At 66.4% G+C, this 16,203-nt stretch carries 16 protein-coding genes; 3 read left to right on the top strand and 13 right to left on the bottom strand.

Translation table 11 applies throughout. The features are described from left to right. Positions 1-128 precede the first annotated feature (128 nt). The 6 genes from rpsO to truB all read right to left on the bottom strand — a co-directional run bounded on the left by rpsO (position 129) and on the right by truB (position 4,105). Complete coding sequence (gene rpsO / locus LJ760_RS16865) at positions 129-398, bottom strand: 30S ribosomal protein S15 (protein WP_227913993.1); 270 nt, start codon at positions 396-398, stop codon at positions 129-131. A gap of 132 nt (positions 399-530) precedes the next feature. Further along, positions 531-1,514, bottom strand: a complete 984-nt coding sequence (locus tag LJ760_RS16860) for a bifunctional riboflavin kinase/FAD synthetase (protein ID WP_227924485.1) — start codon at positions 1,512-1,514, stop codon at positions 531-533. Between the two features lie 106 nt (positions 1,515-1,620). Then, entirely contained in the window at positions 1,621-2,298 is a 678-nt protein-coding gene (locus LJ760_RS16855; protein WP_227924484.1) for a DUF4345 domain-containing protein, read from the bottom strand. Between the two features lie 83 nt (positions 2,299-2,381). Further along, positions 2,382-2,831, bottom strand: coding sequence for a hypothetical protein (locus LJ760_RS16850; protein ID WP_227924483.1), 450 nt, complete (start codon positions 2,829-2,831; stop codon positions 2,382-2,384). Beyond that, entirely contained in the window at positions 2,828-3,196 is a 369-nt protein-coding gene (locus LJ760_RS16845) for a hypothetical protein (RefSeq protein ID WP_227924482.1), read from the bottom strand. The genes LJ760_RS16850 and LJ760_RS16845 overlap by 4 nt, the downstream gene beginning before the upstream one ends. Continuing rightward, positions 3,197-4,105 carry a tRNA pseudouridine(55) synthase TruB gene (gene truB / locus LJ760_RS16840; RefSeq protein WP_227924481.1) on the bottom strand — a complete coding sequence of 303 codons (909 nt, stop codon included), beginning with the start codon at positions 4,103-4,105 and terminating at the stop codon, positions 3,197-3,199. A 76-nt stretch (positions 4,106-4,181) separates the two neighbouring features. Between truB and LJ760_RS16835 the strand changes: the two genes are divergently transcribed. Further along, a complete protein-coding gene (locus tag LJ760_RS16835) occupies positions 4,182-5,327 on the top strand; it encodes a pyridoxal phosphate-dependent aminotransferase (RefSeq protein WP_227924480.1) in 1,146 nt (381 codons plus the stop codon). Positions 5,328-5,418: 91 nt separating this feature from the next. On the opposite strand, the gene rbfA is transcribed toward LJ760_RS16835, so the two are convergent. From rbfA to rimP, 5 genes are all read right to left on the bottom strand, one after another. Beyond that, entirely contained in the window at positions 5,419-5,892 is a 474-nt protein-coding gene (gene rbfA / locus LJ760_RS16830) for a 30S ribosome-binding factor RbfA (RefSeq protein WP_227924479.1), read from the bottom strand. A gap of 74 nt (positions 5,893-5,966) precedes the next feature. Next, on the bottom strand, positions 5,967-8,873 hold the full coding sequence (infB, locus tag LJ760_RS17445; RefSeq protein WP_227924478.1) for a translation initiation factor IF-2: 2,907 nt from the start codon (positions 8,871-8,873) through the stop codon (positions 5,967-5,969). Positions 8,874-9,005: 132 nt separating this feature from the next. Then, on the bottom strand, positions 9,006-9,401 hold the full coding sequence (locus tag LJ760_RS16820; RefSeq protein ID WP_227924581.1) for a YlxR family protein: 396 nt from the start codon (positions 9,399-9,401) through the stop codon (positions 9,006-9,008). 48 nt (positions 9,402-9,449) lie between these two features. Continuing rightward, positions 9,450-10,421, bottom strand: a complete 972-nt coding sequence (nusA, locus tag LJ760_RS16815; RefSeq protein ID WP_227924477.1) for a transcription termination factor NusA — start codon at positions 10,419-10,421, stop codon at positions 9,450-9,452. Next, positions 10,422-11,048, bottom strand: coding sequence for a ribosome maturation factor RimP (rimP, locus tag LJ760_RS16810; RefSeq protein WP_227924476.1), 627 nt, complete (start codon positions 11,046-11,048; stop codon positions 10,422-10,424). An 86-nt stretch (positions 11,049-11,134) separates the two neighbouring features. Here rimP and LJ760_RS17540 point away from each other — a divergent pair, with 86 nt between their 5' ends. After that, positions 11,135-12,355 (top strand): DUF4439 domain-containing protein, encoded by a 1,221-nt coding sequence (locus tag LJ760_RS17540; RefSeq protein ID WP_227924475.1) that lies wholly within the window; start codon positions 11,135-11,137, stop codon positions 12,353-12,355. 78 nt (positions 12,356-12,433) lie between these two features. Further along, positions 12,434-13,420: an aminoglycoside phosphotransferase family protein gene (locus LJ760_RS16800; protein WP_227924474.1), complete on the top strand. Its 987-nt coding sequence runs from the start codon at positions 12,434-12,436 to the stop codon at positions 13,418-13,420. Here the strand turns inward: LJ760_RS16800 and LJ760_RS16795 are convergent. Together LJ760_RS16795 and LJ760_RS16790 are read right to left on the bottom strand one after the other, a co-directional pair. Then, the gene (locus LJ760_RS16795; protein WP_227924473.1) at positions 13,417-14,214 is read right to left on the bottom strand and encodes a sulfite exporter TauE/SafE family protein; all 798 of its coding nucleotides are present in this window, start codon (positions 14,212-14,214) and stop codon (positions 13,417-13,419) included. The two genes, LJ760_RS16800 and LJ760_RS16795, sit on opposite strands and share 4 nt — an antisense overlap. Before the next feature lie 6 nt (positions 14,215-14,220). Beyond that, a complete protein-coding gene (locus tag LJ760_RS16790; protein ID WP_227924472.1) occupies positions 14,221-16,020 on the bottom strand; it encodes a proline--tRNA ligase in 1,800 nt (599 codons plus the stop codon). Positions 16,021-16,203: the final 183 nt, after the last annotated feature.

The raw sequence follows: 16,203 nt of genomic DNA, 5'->3' as shown, positions 1-16,203 counted from the left end.
ACCTTCGCCGGTCCCCTTCGAGGGAGACCGAAATCAGACAGGTGCGCTTCCGGCTTTCCCGGTGTCCATGCCTGCCTGCGCAAAAGGCGGCTCCCCGTGCAGTGCACAGGTGCCGCCTTCCACAAAGACTATCGACGCAGGCCGAGACGCTCAATGAGCGCACGGTAGCGGGCGATGTCGGTCTCGCGCAGGTAGGTAAGCATGCGACGACGACGACCAACCAGGGCCATCAGGCCGCGGCGGGTGTGGTGGTCATGCTTGTGGGTCTTCAGGTGCTCGGTCAGGTCGAGGATGCGCCGTGAAAGCACAGCAACCTGAACTTCGGGGGAACCGGTGTCCCCTTCAGCGCGAGCGAATTCCCGAATGATTTCCTGCTTGACGGCGGGATCGAGTGCCAATGTAACTCCTAGAGTTGTGCCGTGAGGCCCGAGTCAGCACTTCGCTGCCGGGAATCTTTCTGTCCTGGGGCGCCAGCCCCGGAACATAAAGAAATTCAGCCGCCACGGACCGCAGCCGAATTTGAAACCAGTTTACCTGCCCGTGCCGCTTTCTGTCGAAAGGACCTCGCGGGTGCGTTCGACGTCGAGGCGCATCTGGGCGACCAGCGCGTCCGGGCCGGTGTACGCCACCATGCCCCGGAGCCGGTCCACGAATTCCACCACAACGTGCTGGCCGTAGAGGTTGAAGTCCTCGACCTTTTCGGCCGGGCGGTCGATGACATGGGCTTCCACCTGGCGGCTCACACCTTCGAAGGTGGGATTGGATCCCACCGACACGGCGGCGGGCCACCGGACGCCGGCCTCGTCCACCAGCCACCCGGCGTAGATGCCGTCGGCGGGGATAAGACCTGAGGATTCCGGGGCGAGGTTGGCGGTGGGGAAACCCAGTTCGCGGCCGCGTGCCGCCCCGTGCACCACTTCGCCGCGCATCCGGTGGGTGCGTCCCAGCAGGCGGGCGGCGGTGCGGACATCGCCTTCCCGCAGTGCCTCGCGGATCCAGGTGGAGGAACAGCGCCGGCCGGAGTCCGGGCCGTCGGGCAGGGCACCGAAATCCTCCACCGCTTCCACGTCGAACCCGAGCTCGCGGCCGAGTCCGCGCATGGTGTCCAGGTCTCCTGCATTGCCCCGTCCGAAGCGGACGTCGTGGCCGATGACGACGGTCTTGACGTGGAGCGCCTCAACCAGGACCGTGCGGACAAATTCCTCGGCGGTCAGGGAAGCCAGATCCAGCGTGTAATGCATCATCAGCAGGCCGTCCAGCCCGGTATCCGCCAGCGCCTGCACCCGGTCCACGAGGCCCATGATCAGTTCCGGTGCGCTCTCGGGCCGGTGCACCTGCGCCGGATGGGGATCAAAGGAGATGGCCACGGCCGCGGCATCCTGGGCGCGGGCCACCTTGACCAGGCGGTTGAGCACATGCTGGTGGCCCAGATGCACCCCGTCGAAGTTGCCGATGGTGATTACTGTCGGACCAATATCGGCGGGTATTTCCGCCAGGTCATTCCAGTAGTACACACAGGCTCCTTAACAGCATTTTCCAGCGCCGGTCGAACGGCTGGTCCAGGTTTCCGGGCGGCTTTCGCCGCGCCGGGACCTATCCATTATGTCCGATCTGCGCCGCTTACCGGGAACCGCCCGCAATCCCGGTATCTCCTCCGGCCTGCTGGCTGTATTCGCGGCGCAGGTCGGAGGTCTTGGCGATGAACCGGTGCCAGACCAGCAGTGCCGGCGGGAAAGCCAGCTCAACGATCATCAACACAATGAAGGTGAAGTGCGGTGTTCCGGAGAAGGCCCAGGAAAGCACCCGGCCGATGCCGCCCAGGAACACCATCAGGCAGACGAGCCAGAGCATGTTCGCCCACTGGAATTTCACGGCAATGGCCACGAACGCCGCACCCACGCCCACCATCATGGCGGCGAAGAACCGGTACTGGCTCTCCAGGGTCGGATCGACCTCTCCCCCGGAGCTGTCCGGCAGGCCGGCCGTGCCGGTGATGAGGTTATAGAGGCCGAAACCGGCCACCAGAATGCCCACCCCGATGACGACGGCGCGGAAGACGCCCCAGTCGTCACTGCTCTTGTAGGGCTTGGCCGCCCTGGGCTGCTTTCCCGCCCTGCCGGGCTTGCCGGTGGACGGCTTGCCGGACCGCTCACGGCGGGTCGAGGCGTCAGACGCGGGCACGCCCGGTGTTGATGTCCCCGGCGTCGATGCCCCCGGCGCCTTTGGTGCCTGGTTTCCCGGCCCGTCCGTGCCCATGGGGCTGTTCCTGTCGCCCGGTGTCGGCGCTGCGTTGCTCATGACTCCCCTTTGACGGAGTTGGAACTGAAGTTGTTCCTGCCATCGTCTCACGCACTCGCGCGAAACAGGTAAGCATACTTATTTCATCGGCGCGCGTCTGCGCGGTGCCGGTAAAGCCACCACAACCCGATTATCGGCAGGATCAACGGCACATACCCGTAACCGCTGCCGAAGCCGGACCAGACGGTGTCCTCGGGCAGTGCGGCGGGATCAATCAGGCCGAAGACGCCGACAGCCAGCACACCGACCATTTCCACTCCCACTGCCGCCACGGAGATCCGGTAGGCCGTGGCGCCGGAGCGGGCCAGGCCGACGGTCGCGACGATGTAGACCACGGCTGCAAAAGCGGACAGCAGGTAGGCCAGCGGCGCATGCTCGAACTTGGTGAGGATCTGGAAGGCAGCGCGGGCCGACGCCGCCAGCGCGAAAATCGCGTAAACGGCTACCAGCAGGCGGCCGGGGCCTGCGTTGCGGGCCGCCGGAGCGGACCTGTCCGCCGATTCGGCGTCGTCGGGATTTATGCTGCGGTTCATAGAAGTGTTGCTCCGTCCCAGATCTGTTCCATCCGGAACAGCATGACAAATACGGTGATTCCCACGGCGGAAAGCACGATGTTGCTCCAGCGGCTGCGGTCCAGGAGCGACCACCAGACCGCACCGACCGGGATGACCAGCGCGGTCAGCAGGTAGCCCCAGAACTCCCAGGCTTCGCCGGCGATCCCCTCCCCTCCGGCGAGGCGGATCAGCGAGGCGGCGCCGTAGACCAGCAGGAAGAGCTCGACGGCGGCCGCGGACAGGATAGTGAGGTCGTTCGGTCCCTGCTTGAGGACGGCGGCACCGATGCACAGCACCACGGACACCAGGCAGACGAGGGAACCGACTAGGAACAGCGGGTCCATTTACGCCTTCTCGTTTCCGGGTGTGAAGACCAGCAGTGCCTTCGCCTGCTCGCCCTTGTCCTCGAGCAGTCCCACCACCCGGCCGTCCGGATCAATGGCTGCAACCGGTCCCGGCTGTCCGGTGCCGGTGGCGGTGATCCGGCGGCCGTGCGAAAGGTCCTCGGCTTCGGCCGCGGACAGGCTGCGAACCGGGAAGAGGTCCGCGGCGGCGTCGTCGAGGTCCAGGACCCGCAGGTCCTCGGCCAGTTCCTCGAGGGTGGAGGCCTGCTCCAGGCTGAACGGTCCCACGCACGTGCGGCGCAGCGCGGTCAGGTGCCCGCCGACGCCGAGCGCGGCACCGAGGTCACGGGCCAGGGCGCGGATGTAGGTGCCGGAGGAGCAGTCGACGGTGACGTCAACGTCGCGCAGCCGCCCGCCGTTTTCGCGCCGGATGGCGTGGACCTCGAACCGGGAGACGGTAACCGGCCGCGCGGGCAGGTTCACTTCGCCGCCGGCACGGACCTTCGCGTAGGAACGTTCGCCGTTGACCTTGATCGCGCTGACGCTGCTGGGGACCTGCTGGATGTCGCCGGTCAGGTTCGCCACCGCAGCCCGGATTTCCTCGTCCGTTACGGCGGCGGCAATGGTTTCGGCCGTGACTTCACCCTCGGCGTCGTCCGTGACGGTCGACTGGCCGAGCCGGATGGTGGCTTCGTAGGTCTTGGTGGTGCCGACAATGTACGTCAGCAGGCGCGTGGCCTTGTTGATGCCGACCACCAGCACGCCGGTGGCCATCGGGTCCAGGGTGCCTGCGTGTCCGACCTTCCGGGTGCCTGCCAGCCTCCGCAGGCGTCCGACCACGTCATGGCTCGTCCATCCCTGCGGCTTGTCCACAATAATCAGTCCTGAACGGACCTGCCCTGAATTCACGCCTTTCAGTATATGTTGCGGCGCGCGGCGTCCGTTCCGCACCGCTGCCGTCCGCAGGCGGCGATAGCATTCGGATATGGCACAGCTCTCACCGCACGTCCGGAAAGTCCCGGCAAACCAGATCCGCCAAATCACCCAGGCCGCCTGGGCGAAGCCGGATGCGATTGTCCTGAGCATCGGCGAGCCCGGTTTCCCCACCCCGGGGCATATCCTCGACGCCGCCCGGGCCACGCTGGACCGGGACGAAACCGGTTACACCCCCAATGCGGGCATCGCTCCCCTGCGCTCCGCCTTCGCGCGGCATGCGGGTGCGGCCTGCGGGAAAGAGATCAGCCCTGAGCGGGTCTTCGTTACGTCGGGGGCGCAGCAGGGCCTGCATTTGGCCATGAGCCTGCTCCTGGACGCCGGAGACGAGATCCTGGTGCCGAACCCGGGATATCCGACGTTCGCGATGACGGCCGAGCTCCTGCACGCGGTGCCGGTGGAGTACCCCCTGTATCCGGAGCATGGGTTCCAGCCGAGGATCGAAGACATCGAAGCCCTGCTGACGCCGCGTACGCGGGTGCTGCTGCTGAATTCCCCGTCCAATCCGCTGGGGGCCGTGTTCAGCGGGGAACTGACCCGTGCGCTGGTGGAGCTGGCGCGGCGGCACGACCTGTGGATTCTTTCGGACGAGTGTTACGAGGCCTTCACGTTCGATGTGCCCCATGTGAGTCCCCTGGCGTTCGACGGCGACGCCGGGGAACGCGTGATCACTTCGCTCACCTTGTCCAAGACCTACGGCCTGACCGGCCTGCGCATCGGTGCGCTGGTGCTGCCCGAAGGGCTGGAACCGGTCCTCAGCACGGTCATGGAGTCCATCGTGTCCTGCGTGGCCTCTCCCTCGCAGTATGCGGCCCTGGCCGCACTCACCGGGCCGCAGGACTACGTAGACATGGCCTCCGCGCATTACCGGGCTAACCGGGATGCTGCCTGCTCCGTCCTGGCCGGTAAGGGAATCCGGTATCTCGAGGCCCGCGGCGCGTTCTACCTCTGGGCGGATGTCTCCCATGCGACGGGAGGAAACGTCCGGGACTGGACTCTCCGCTTTCTGGAGGAGGACGGCGTCGCCGTTGCGCCGGGCACTGCGTTCGGATCCATCGGTGAGGGCTGGATCAGGATTGCGCTGTGCGGGGACCGCGAGGAGCTGCTGGAAGGCGTGAGCCGGCTCCCGGCGCCCTGAGCCTGCGTGAAGTTGAGGCTGCCCGTGCCGGGGCAGCAAAAAGGGAGCGGCTCCGTAAAACGGAACCGCTCCCTTTTCGACGGTCTAGGACCTACTTCGCGTCCGAGTCGACCGGAGCATCGGATTCGAGGTCTTCGTCGAAGTCCTCTTCGTCCTTGCGGTACGGATCGGCGTCGCCTGCGTAGCTGGCACCTTCCTTGAGCGCTGCCAGTTCGGCATCGCGCTGCTTGGCTGCCCGGATCAGTTCCTCGAGGTGACCGGCGTTGACCGGGATCTCGTCGGGAACGAATTCAAGCGTTGGTGTCAGGCGGACAGTGATGTTCTTGCCCACCTCGGCGCGCAGGATTCCGCGTGCGGATTCCAGGGCTGCCTTGGTATCTGCCTGCTGCTCTTCGTCGCCGAAGACCGTGTAGTACAAAGTGGCGTGCTGCAGGTCATTGGTGACCCGTGCATCGGTGATGGTCACGAATCCCAGCCGGGGATCCTTGATCCGCCGCTCAAGCGCCTGGGCAACTACTACCTTGATACGGTCAGCGAGTTTCGCAGCGCGTGCTGGATCTGCCATTACCTCTCCTTACTAAGACTGGAAAACAAAGTACCCGCAGGCCGCCGGGAGACCCGGCGGCCTGCGGCCACAGATTAGACGCGCGGCTTCTCGCGCATCTCGAAGGTCTCGATGATGTCGCCCTGGTTGACATCGTTGAACGAGCCCAGGCCGATACCACACTCGAAGTCCGTGCGGACCTCGGTGGCGTCGTCCTTGAACCGCTTGAGCGATTCAACGGTGAGGTTGTCACCGATGACCTTGCCGTCGCGGGTGACCCGCGCCTTGGCGTTGCGCCGGATGACACCGGAGCGGACGATCGAGCCGGCAATGTTTCCGAACTTGGAGGAACGGAAGACTTCGCGGACCTCGGCGGTGCCGAGCTGGACCTCTTCGTACTCGGGCTTGAGCATGCCCTTCAGTGCAAGCTCAATGTCATCAATTGCTGCGTAGATGACGGAGTAGAAGCGCATGTCGACGCCTTCGCGCTCTGCCAGGTCGGCAACGCGCTCGGCCGGCTTGACGTTGAAGCCGATGATGACGGCGTTGTCCACCGTCGCCAGGTTGACGTCGTTCTGCGTAATGGCACCGACGCCGCGGTGGATGACGCGCAGCTGCACGCCTTCGCCGACGTCGATCTTGAGCAGCGAGTCTTCCAGGGCTTCGACTGCACCGGAAACGTCACCCTTGAGGATGAGGTTGAGGGTGTCAACCTTGCCGTCAGCAACGGCCTGGTCGAAGTCCTCGAGGCTGATGCGCTTGCGGCGCTTGGCCAGTGCGGCGTTGCGGTCCGCAGCCTCACGCTTTTCAGCGATCTGGCGGGCGGTGCGCTCGTCGTCGGTAACGAAGAACGTGTCGCCGGCGCGGGGAACGTTGGACAGGCCGAGCACCTGGACCGGACGCGAGGGCCCGGCTTCGGTGACGTTGTCGCCATTCTCGTCGAACATGGCACGGACACGGCCGTGGGCCGTACCCGCCACGATGGTGTCGCCGACCTTCAGCGTTCCGGACTGGACCAGCACAGTTGCTACTGCACCGCGGCCCTTGTCCAGGTTGGCTTCGATCGCGATACCGCGGGCGTCCTTGTTCGGGTTGGCGCGCATGTCCAGGGCAGCATCTGCGGTAAGCAGAACGGCCTCGAGCAGGGCGTCGATGTTGAGGTTCTGGCGGGCAGAGACCTCCACGAACATGGTGTCGCCACCGTATTCTTCAGGAACCAGTCCGTATTCGGTCAGCTGGCCGCGGACCTTCTCCGGGTTGGCGCCTTCCTTGTCGATCTTGTTCACTGCGACCACGATCGGCACGTTGGCTGCCTGTGCGTGGTTGAGTGCTTCCACCGTCTGCGGCATAACGCCGTCGTCGGCTGCAACAACCAGGACCGCAATGTCGGTGACCTTGGCACCACGGGCACGCATGGCGGTAAACGCCTCGTGGCCCGGAGTATCAATGAAGGTGACGGCCCGCTCGATGCCCTCGTGATCGAAGGCGATCTGGTAGGCACCGATGTGCTGGGTGATACCGCCGTGTTCGCCTTCCACAACGTTCGAGTTGCGGATGGCGTCCAGCAGGCGGGTCTTACCGTGGTCAACGTGACCCATGACGGTGACTACCGGAGGACGTGCCTCAAGCTGGTCGTCGCCTTCGGCTTCCAGTTCTGCCTCGAAGTCGATGTCGAACGTGCTCAGCAGTTCGCGCTCTTCGTCTTCCGGCGAGACAACCTGGATCTTGTAGCCCAGCTCCGTACCCAGTACACCGAACGTCTCTTCGTCCAGGGACTGCGTGGCCGTTGCCATTTCACCGAGGTGGAACAGTACGGTCACCAGTGCTGCGGGGTTGGCCTCAATCTTGTCGGCGAAGTCCGTGATGGACGCGCCGCGGCGCAGACGGACAACGGTGTTGCCGTCGCCGCGGGGTACCGAAACGCCACCCAGCGACGGAGCAGACATCTGCTCCAGTTCCTGCCGCTTGGCCCGCTTCGACTTGCGCTGCTTGCCGCGGCCTGCGCCGCCCTTGCCGAAAGCACCGGCAGTGCCGCCGCGTCCGCGGCCGCCCTTGCCGAAGCCGCCGCCAACCGGGGCGCCGCCGCCACCGGTACCCGGGGCTCCGCCCGGTCCGCGGCGCGGTCCTGCTGCGCCCGGACGTCCCGGAGCTGCCGGACGTTCAGTGCGGTTGGGCATCATGCCCGGTGTGGGGCGTGCGCCGCCGGCGCCTGCTCCTGCCGGACGGGGAGTGCCCGGACGCGGTGCGCCGGGACGGGGAGTGCCCGGACGCGGAGCACCCGGACGCGGTGCGCCGGGACGGGGTCCACCTGCACCGGCTGCGGGACGGGGGCCTGCGGCACCCGGCGTACCGGGACGTTCGGCCTCATCGCGGCGTCCACCCGGACGCGGCATGCCCTGCGAGGTAGCGAAGGGGTTGTTGCCCGGACGCGGTGCGCCGGCACCCCGTTCGCCGTCGCCGCGGCCACGCGGACGCGGCATGCCCTGGGAAGGTGCAAACGGGTTGTTGCCGGGGCGGGGTCCGCCACCGCCCGGGCGCGGTGCGCCGGGACGAGGTGCCGAAGAGGCGGATGCCTTGGCGGCGTCTTCCTTGCCGGCTTCGGGTGCAGCGGGTTCCGCGGCCGGAGCCGGTGCTGCCGGTGCCTCGGCTGCGGGTGCAGCCGGCGCTGCCGGTGCCGGAGCGGCCTCAGCGGGAGCTGCCGGTGCCTCAGCGGCGGGCTGCTCTGCTGCGGGAGCTGCCGGGGCAGGCTTCGCGGAGCCGGGCTTGGGGGACGGGGCCGAAGGCTTGGACGCGGAAGCGTCAGCCTTGGCGGGGGCTGCCGGGGAAGCAGCAGCCTTGTTTTCAGACGCCGGGAAGGCGCCTCGAAGTTTCTTGACTACCGGGGCCTCAATAGTTGATGAGGCGGAACGGACGAATTCGCCCAGTTCCTGCAGTTTTGCAACTGCATCCTTCGAGGTAATGCCGAGCTCTTTAGCAAGCTCGTGTACGCGGACCTTGGCCACATTTCTCCTGTCTCGGTCCGCACCGAGGCAGGTACGAACCGTCTATTTACTGCGGGCTTCCACTGCAGTTGCAGCGGGGCCCATCACAGAGCACAACAAAGTACTCATCGCTGGGTACTCATCGGGTTTCCATCAGATTTCTGACCCGCTTTCAGGTTGGACGGTTTTGAGTCCGTTCCCGGTCGGAACGTCCTCAAGGGCCTTGAACCAACGTTCAACGTCCGATATTTCCACGGAACCCCTAAAGGCCCGCGGAAAGCCCGAACGTTTCACTGCCAATCTCAGGCATGCCGTGTCGGGGTGCAACCAGGCACCCCTTCCAGGCATTCGGTGGTCCTCATCGACACGGACGGCGTTGCCGCCTTCCATGCTGACACGGACCAACCGCAGCAGAACAGCTTGGTCATCCTTTTTCCTGCACCCTATGCACGTTCGCAACGGAACGTGCCTGGATACCCGATTTCCCGCGGCAGCGCCGGAAGCGGCTGCCGATGAATGGGACGCGGAGGGTGACCCGGCCTTATACATTCTAGCGCCTTTCTTGTCCGGCGCTGCATCCGCTTCCGGCACCGGAGCCTAGGAGGCCTTCGCGTCGGAAACGATATCGATCCGCCAGCCGGTCAGCTTGGCCGCGAGGCGGGCATTCTGGCCTTCCTTGCCGATCGCCAGGGAGAGCTGGTAGTCGGGAACCACGACGCGTGCGGACCTCAGGTCCTCGTCCGTGATGGTCACGGAGTTCACGCGCGACGGCGAGAGGGAGTTGGCGATGAACGTCGCCGGATCCTCGCTGAAGTCGACAATGTCGATCTTCTCGTCATGCAGTTCGTTCATGACCGCACGCACACGGGAGCCCATCTCGCCGATGCAGGCACCCTTGGCATTGATGCCCGGGACATTGGCCTTGACGGCAATCTTTGAACGGTGTCCTGCTTCGCGTGCCAGTGCCACGATTTCCACGCTGCCGTCGGCGATTTCCGGAACTTCCAGTTCGAAAAGCTTGCGGACCAGGCCGGGGTGGGAGCGGGAGAGCGTGATGGACGGACCCTTGAAGCCGCGGCGCACGTCCACAACGAACGCGCGCAGGCGGGAACCGTGGAGGTACTTCTCCCCCGGAACCTGCTCGGGCGGGGGCAGCAGTGCCTCCACCGAACCGAGGTTCACCTGGATCATGTGCGGGTTGTTGCCCTGCTGGATCTGGCCGGAAACCAGTTCGCCTTCACGGCCCTTGAACTCGCCCAGGATGTTGTCATCCTCGACATCGCGCAGCCGCTGCAGGATGATCTGCCGGGCCGTGCTGGCGGCGATCCGACCGAAGCCGGCCGGGGTGTCGTCGAACTCCCCCACCGTGGATCCGTCGTCGTCGAGCTCAGCAGCCCAAATGGTTACGTGACCGGTCTTCCGGTCCAGTTCCGCCCGTGCCTGCTCCTGGGCGCCGTTGGTCTTGTGGTAGGCAACCAGCAGAGCCTGCTCAATGGTCGGCACCAGCAGATCCAGGGGGATCTCCCGTTCGCGTTCCAGCAGCCTCAGCGCACTCATATCTATTTCCATCTAGGCCTCCTCAGCTGTGGTTTGATCATCCGGGGCGTCCTCGCCGGCCGGGTCGTCTTCAAGGTGGGCGAATTCGACTTCAACGCGCCCCTTGCGGATGTCGGCGAATGCCAGGCGGACCGGGTCCCCCTGTTTGGCCTTCATCCCTTTCTTGACCGGAAGTTCCGGTATCAACGTAATGCCGTCGTCTTCGACGGAGACGATCCGCCCCATCACGTCGTCTCCGCGCTCAACGGAAACGGACACCATCCGGCCTGCGTTGCGGCGCCAGTGGCGCGGCTCGGTGAGGGGACGGGAAACCCCGGGGGACGAAACCTCGAGGTTGTAGGGGCGTCCGTCATCGCCCGGATCGTTGTCCATGGCTTCGGAAATCACTTGGGCTGCGGACGAAATCCTGTCCAGGCTGACGCCTCCGGGCTGGTCCTCGGGAAGGTCCACGATGACGTGGACAGTGCGGTGGGCACCTGCCAGCTTGATCTCGATGTCCTCGAGGAACAAATCCTGCATCTCTACCGTGGGGGCCAGATAATTCTTGAGCCGCTGCGTCTCCGCGGCTACTTCTGCACGCATCGCATTCCTGCGGTAATCCGACGACGTGTCTTTTTTGGGGTTGGGCCGAACCGCCATAGCTGCCTCCCACTAGATGTTGTTGTAGTCCTAGACTACCGACATTCCTGTGTCCTTGAGGCATCGATGCAGATGAGAGCGCGTTCGTGACATCATCGACTGTTGTGGATGCGCCCTTGGAAAACCCCGGCCCCGAGCCCGCGCCTGCCCGCTGGCCACGCCGTTTGGGTGCCGGTGCGCGGCGTCTTGTGTTGTTCCTCGCACTGGGAGCGGTGATCCTCAGCCTCGGCCTGGTCGCCGGTACCGGGGACGCAACGGAGCGCAGCCGTTCCTTTTCGCAAATTGCCCTGGCCGAGGCCCGGAACAGCGCGCGGGCCCTTTCCGCCGAGGCGGGGGTGCTGGCCGCTGAAGGGAAAAATCCCGAAGCAGTCGAACTCCTGGCTCAGGCCGAGGGACTGCGCAGTCAGGCTGCCCTGCTGACCAGCACCGGACGGGAACCGGCAGCTGCCCGGCACACTTTCGTGGAACCGCTCGATGTTTCCGGCACTGCCGGAAAGGGCCGGGCAGGCTCCCCCGGAGCTCCCGAGGCGCCGGATGCCAAGGACCTCGAGCCCTATGTGCGGGCGCTGGCGGCGTCGGCAAAGGCCAACCTGCAGGCCGCGTGGCGGGCGGACGCCGGCACGGCGCGCCTGCTTGCGGCGACCGGTGCCGCCCAGCAGGTCTGGGCCGCTCGTACCGCGGGCCTTTACGGCCTGACCTTGCCGGAGACCAACGGCCCGCGCACCGGAGATCCGGTGGCCGCAAGCGACGCGACCGATGAGCCGGCAAAGGAAAAGAAGTTGCCGAACTGTCCGGATGCCGGCGCCGGAGGAAACGCCGTGGAAACGGCAGCGGGAACTCCATCCGGAGGTGCCTCAGCCGGTTCCGCGGCCCCCGATGCAGCCGCTGCCCTGAAGGCTGCCATTGACGCGGAATTCGGTGCCGCCTATGCCTATGAGGTCGCCCTGGCGCAGGATCCTTCCGCAGTAACCCTCGGCGAGCAGTGGCAGACGCGCATGTCCGCACACGAATCCCGTGGCACGGACGCGGTGGCCTATCTGCCCGATCTGTGCCTGCCGGCGGTTGCTCCGGTGGCCGCCTACCGCCTGGATGCGGGTTTCCTGCGCAACCCCGCCGGCGCACTGCCCGCACTGGAACAGCAGTTCCCGGCGGTCTACGCTGACCTCGTGGCATTGAGCGAAGGAGACCTCCGAGGCTGGGCGATCGGCCGGCTCGCCGCCGTCTCAGCGGAACTGTATCTGCAGGCGGATACCGTCCCCGCAACGCCCGGCCTGGACGCCGTCCCGGAGGATCTGCCGTGGAACTGATCCTTCGGCACGCACTCCCCCGTTCCGGCGGCCGCCATCCCCGCCGCAACCGTAGCTGCAACCTGCTAGGAGAACTGCATGGCACCCGCCGTCGTCGTACCTGAGGCCCTGCGCCGACGCTACCTGGGCACCCGGGACGGCCGTACCTGGCTGGCGGACCTGCCCGGACTGGTGGAGACCAGCCTGGCCGCTTTCCGGCTCGTTCCGGATCCGCCCGGGGCCGCACCCTGGCACGGGCACGGAGCACTGGTGCTGCCCGTGCGTTCCACCGACGGCAGCCCCGCTGTGTTGAAGTTCCCGTTTCCGCATCCGGAAGCAGCCACCGAGACGGCTGCCCTGGCCCTGTGGGACGGCAGAGGGGCTGTACGGCTGCTGGACCGGGACGCGGCCGGAACCTGCCTGGTCCTGGAACGCCTCGACCCTGACCGCACACTGCTGTCCGTGGACATGGACACTGCCGTGCGGGTCTGGGGTGCGCTCGTGCGCCGGCTGAGCCTGCCGGAATCCGATTCACCCCACTGGGCCGCTGTCCCCTCCCTCGCCCAGCACGCCGAGCAGCTCTCGGACGAGCTGCCCGCGGAGTGGGACGCCCTGGGGCGTCCGTTTGAACGCTGGCTGCTGGAGGCCGCGCTGGAGGTCTGCCAGACCCGCGGCGCGGTGGGAAGGCGGTCCGGCCGGGACGTCCTGGTCCACGCGGACCTGCACTATGCCAACGTCCTGGCCCGTCCAGGACAATCCGGTGACTACGCCGCCATCGACCCGCAGGCGGTCTTCGGCGAGGCCGAGTACGCCGTGGCTCCGATGCTGTGGAACCGCCTGCATGATCTGGATGCCTCGGCACCGGAGGATGCACTGCTGGCACGGCTGGACGGGCTGTGCACCGCCGCGGGCCTGGACCGGGACGCGGCCCTGGACTGGAGCGTCCTGCGTGAGGTGACCAACGCTCTGGATTACGTGCGCGAAGGCCAGCACGGCGACGCCCAGCGGTCCGTCTGGGTGGCATCGGCACTGACCGGCCGGCGGCATCCGGGCATTCCGCCGGTGCAGGAGCTGCCGGCCGCCTAGGCGCGGATGTTCTCCACCCAGACGTCGTGGCCAAGCTTGACGATCAGGGCGGCAACGACCACCAGGAAAACTATCCGGATGAATTTGCTGCCCTGCTTTACCGCCATCCGGGCACCGAGATAGCCGCCGATCATATTCGCGAAGCCGAGCACCAGGCCCAGCCCCCAGAGCAGCGATCCGTTCGGAAGGAAAAATGCCAGGGCCCCGAGGTTGGTCGCCATGTTCACGATCTTGGCCTTGGCGCTGGCGGCGAGGAAGTTGTACCCGAGCAGGGTCACCATGGCAATGATCAGGAAGGAACCGGTCCCCGGGCCGATCAGTCCGTCGTAGAAGCCGATCACCAGGCCGATACCGGCGGCAGTGCCGTAGTGGCGTCGCCCGGTGTGGCGCAGTTTCGTCAGCTCGCCGACGGTGGGCTTGGTTGCAGTGAACACCGCGACCGCCACAAGCGCCACCACGATGATGGGTTTGAAGACCGACGACGGGAGCGAGGCGGCCAAGATGGCCCCGCCGAAGCTCCCGGCCAAGGCGATGCCCGCCATCGGCAGCGCCGTCCGCAGGTCCGGATGGGCTCGCCGGTAATAGGTCACGGCACTGGTGGTAGTGCCGAAAATGGAGCCCATCTTGTTGGTGGCCAAGGCCTGGACCGGGCTGATCCCCGGTACGAGGAGGAGCGCGGGAAGCTGGATCAGCCCGCCGCCGCCCACCACTGCATCCACCCAGCCGGCGGCCAGGCCTGCCACCACCACAAGAGCGATGGTGGCAAGCGTGACCTCCTCGAGACCGGAGACCACGAAGGGCTACTGCGCTGCGGCGCGGCGCACGTACTCCACCGCTTCAGCAACAGGAACGTTTTCGGCGTTCCCGGTGGCACGGTCCTTGATTTCCACAACGCCGTCCGCCAGCCCGCGCCCGACCACCAGGATGGTCGGGACGCCGATGAGTTCCGCGTCGCCGAACTTCACGCCCGGGGACACCTTGGGACGGTCGTCATAGATGACTTCCAGTCCCGCAGCCTCGAGCTCTTCGGACAGCTGGGCGGCGGCGTCGAAAATCTCGGAGCCGCGGCCCGTGGCCACCACGTGTACATCGGCCGGTGCCACCGCGCGGGGCCAGATGATCCCCTTGTCGTCGTGGTGGGATTCGGCAAGGGCAGCGACGGCGCGGGTCACGCCGACGCCGTAGGAACCCATGGTGACCGTGGCCAGCTTGCCGTTGCGGTCCAGGACCTTCAGGCCCAGGGCATCGGCGTACTTGCGGCCGAGCTGGAAGATGTGGCCCATTTCGATGCCGCGGGCTGCTTCGAGCGGGCCGGAGCCGTCCGGAGCCTCGTCGCCTTCGCGGACCTCAACGGCCTCAATGGTGCCGTCCCAGGTGAAATCGCGCCCTGCGACCAGGCCGATGACGTGCTTGCCGGACTCGTTGGCGCCGGTGATCCAGCTGGTGCCGGTGACCACGCGGGGATCCACGAGGTACAGCAGGCCGGTGGCGGATTCGGTGCCCAGGACAGGCTCGTCGGTGCTCAGGCCCGGGCCGATGTACCCCTTGACCAGACCCGGGTGCTTCTTGAGGTCTTCGTCCGTGGCGGCGTCGACGGCCAGCTCGCCGCCCATTCCTACGTGGGAGCTGATGTTGGCTTCAATGCGCTTGAGGTCGACGGCGCGGTCGCCCGGAACGCCGACAACCACAATGCGGCGTTCCCCGGTGGGCAGGGTGACGGCCAGGACCACGTTCTTCAGGGTGTCCGCAGCAGACCATTCGCCTGCTTCGCACGGGAACCGGGCGTTGACGTCGTTCACGAGGGTTTCAATGGTGGGGGTGTCGGGAGTGTCCACCACGCGGGCTGCCGGCGCGCCGGTGTAATCGATGTCCGCGGGAACCACGGTGGTGACGGCTTCGACGTTGGCAGCGTAGCCGCCGGCCGAGCGCACGTAGGTGTCTTCACCCACGGCCATCGGGTGCAGGAACTCCTCGCTCTTGGACCCGCCCATGGCACCGGAGACAGCCGAAACGACGACGATTTCCAAGCCCAGGCGCTCGAAGATGCGCAGGTAGGCCTCGCGGTGCGCCTGGTAGCTGGCGTCCAGCCCTTCGTCATCCATGTCGAAGGAGTAGGAGTCCTTCATGATGAACTCGCGGCCGCGGAGCAGGCCGGCGCGCGGCCGTGCCTCGTCGCGGTACTTGGTCTGAATCTGGAACAGGGACACCGGGAGGTCCTTGTAGGAGTTGTAGAGGTCCTTGACCAGGAGGGTGAACATTTCCTCATGGGTCGGTGCCAGCAGGTAGTCGGCACCCTTGCGGTCCTGCAGGCGGAACAGGTTCTCGCCGTATTCCGTCCAGCGGTTGGAGGTTTCGTACGGCTCACGCGGCAGCAGCGCCGGGAAGTGCACTTCCTGGGCGCCGATGGCGGCCATTTCCTCACGGATGATGTTCTCCACCTTGCCCAGCACCCGCAGGCCCAGCGGCAGCCAGGAGTAGATGCCCGGCGCGGCCCGGCGGATGTAGCCGGCACGGACCAGGAGCCGGTGGCTGGCGACGTCGGCGTCGGCCGGGTCTTCGCGCAGGGTGCGCAGGAAAAGGGTGGAAAGTCGAAGGACCACGCTGGGAATCCGTTTCTGCAGCCAGTCGGCTGCATCTGCTCAAGAATGTATGCCCTACTAATCTAACGCGCCCGGCTGTCGATGCCTGACAGGCGTACGACGACGGCGGGGCCGGACCTGCACTGCAGGTCCGGCCCCCCCCGGCTCGTGTGCCCGGGGGGGGATCGCCCGCGCCATCTTTTT

This window comes from Arthrobacter sp. zg-Y895, from assembly GCF_020731025.1.
Taxonomy (GTDB): Bacteria; Actinomycetota; Actinomycetes; order Actinomycetales; family Micrococcaceae; genus Arthrobacter_B.
This window is presented reverse-complemented; position numbering and strand designations above follow the sequence as displayed.

What these genes read in the sequence shown, in the direction of transcription:
- rbfA (WP_227924479.1), bottom strand. Translation starts at nt 5,892, where the DNA reads ATGGCAGATCCAGCACGCGCTGCGAAACTCGCTGACCGTATCAAGGTA.
- rimP (WP_227924476.1), bottom strand. Translation starts at nt 11,048, where the DNA reads ATGGCGGTTCGGCCCAACCCCAAAAAAGACACGTCGTCGGATTACCGC.
- LJ760_RS16835 (WP_227924480.1), top strand. Translation starts at nt 4,182, where the DNA reads ATGGCACAGCTCTCACCGCACGTCCGGAAAGTCCCGGCAAACCAGATC.
- LJ760_RS16820 (WP_227924581.1), bottom strand. Translation starts at nt 9,401, where the DNA reads ATGTATAAGGCCGGGTCACCCTCCGCGTCCCATTCATCGGCAGCCGCT.
- LJ760_RS16855 (WP_227924484.1), bottom strand. Translation starts at nt 2,298, where the DNA reads ATGAGCAACGCAGCGCCGACACCGGGCGACAGGAACAGCCCCATGGGC.
- nusA (WP_227924477.1), bottom strand. Translation starts at nt 10,421, where the DNA reads ATGGAAATAGATATGAGTGCGCTGAGGCTGCTGGAACGCGAACGGGAG.
- LJ760_RS16845 (WP_227924482.1), bottom strand. Translation starts at nt 3,196, where the DNA reads ATGGACCCGCTGTTCCTAGTCGGTTCCCTCGTCTGCCTGGTGTCCGTG.
- LJ760_RS16850 (WP_227924483.1), bottom strand. Translation starts at nt 2,831, where the DNA reads ATGAACCGCAGCATAAATCCCGACGACGCCGAATCGGCGGACAGGTCC.
- LJ760_RS16800 (WP_227924474.1), top strand. Translation starts at nt 12,434, where the DNA reads ATGGCACCCGCCGTCGTCGTACCTGAGGCCCTGCGCCGACGCTACCTG.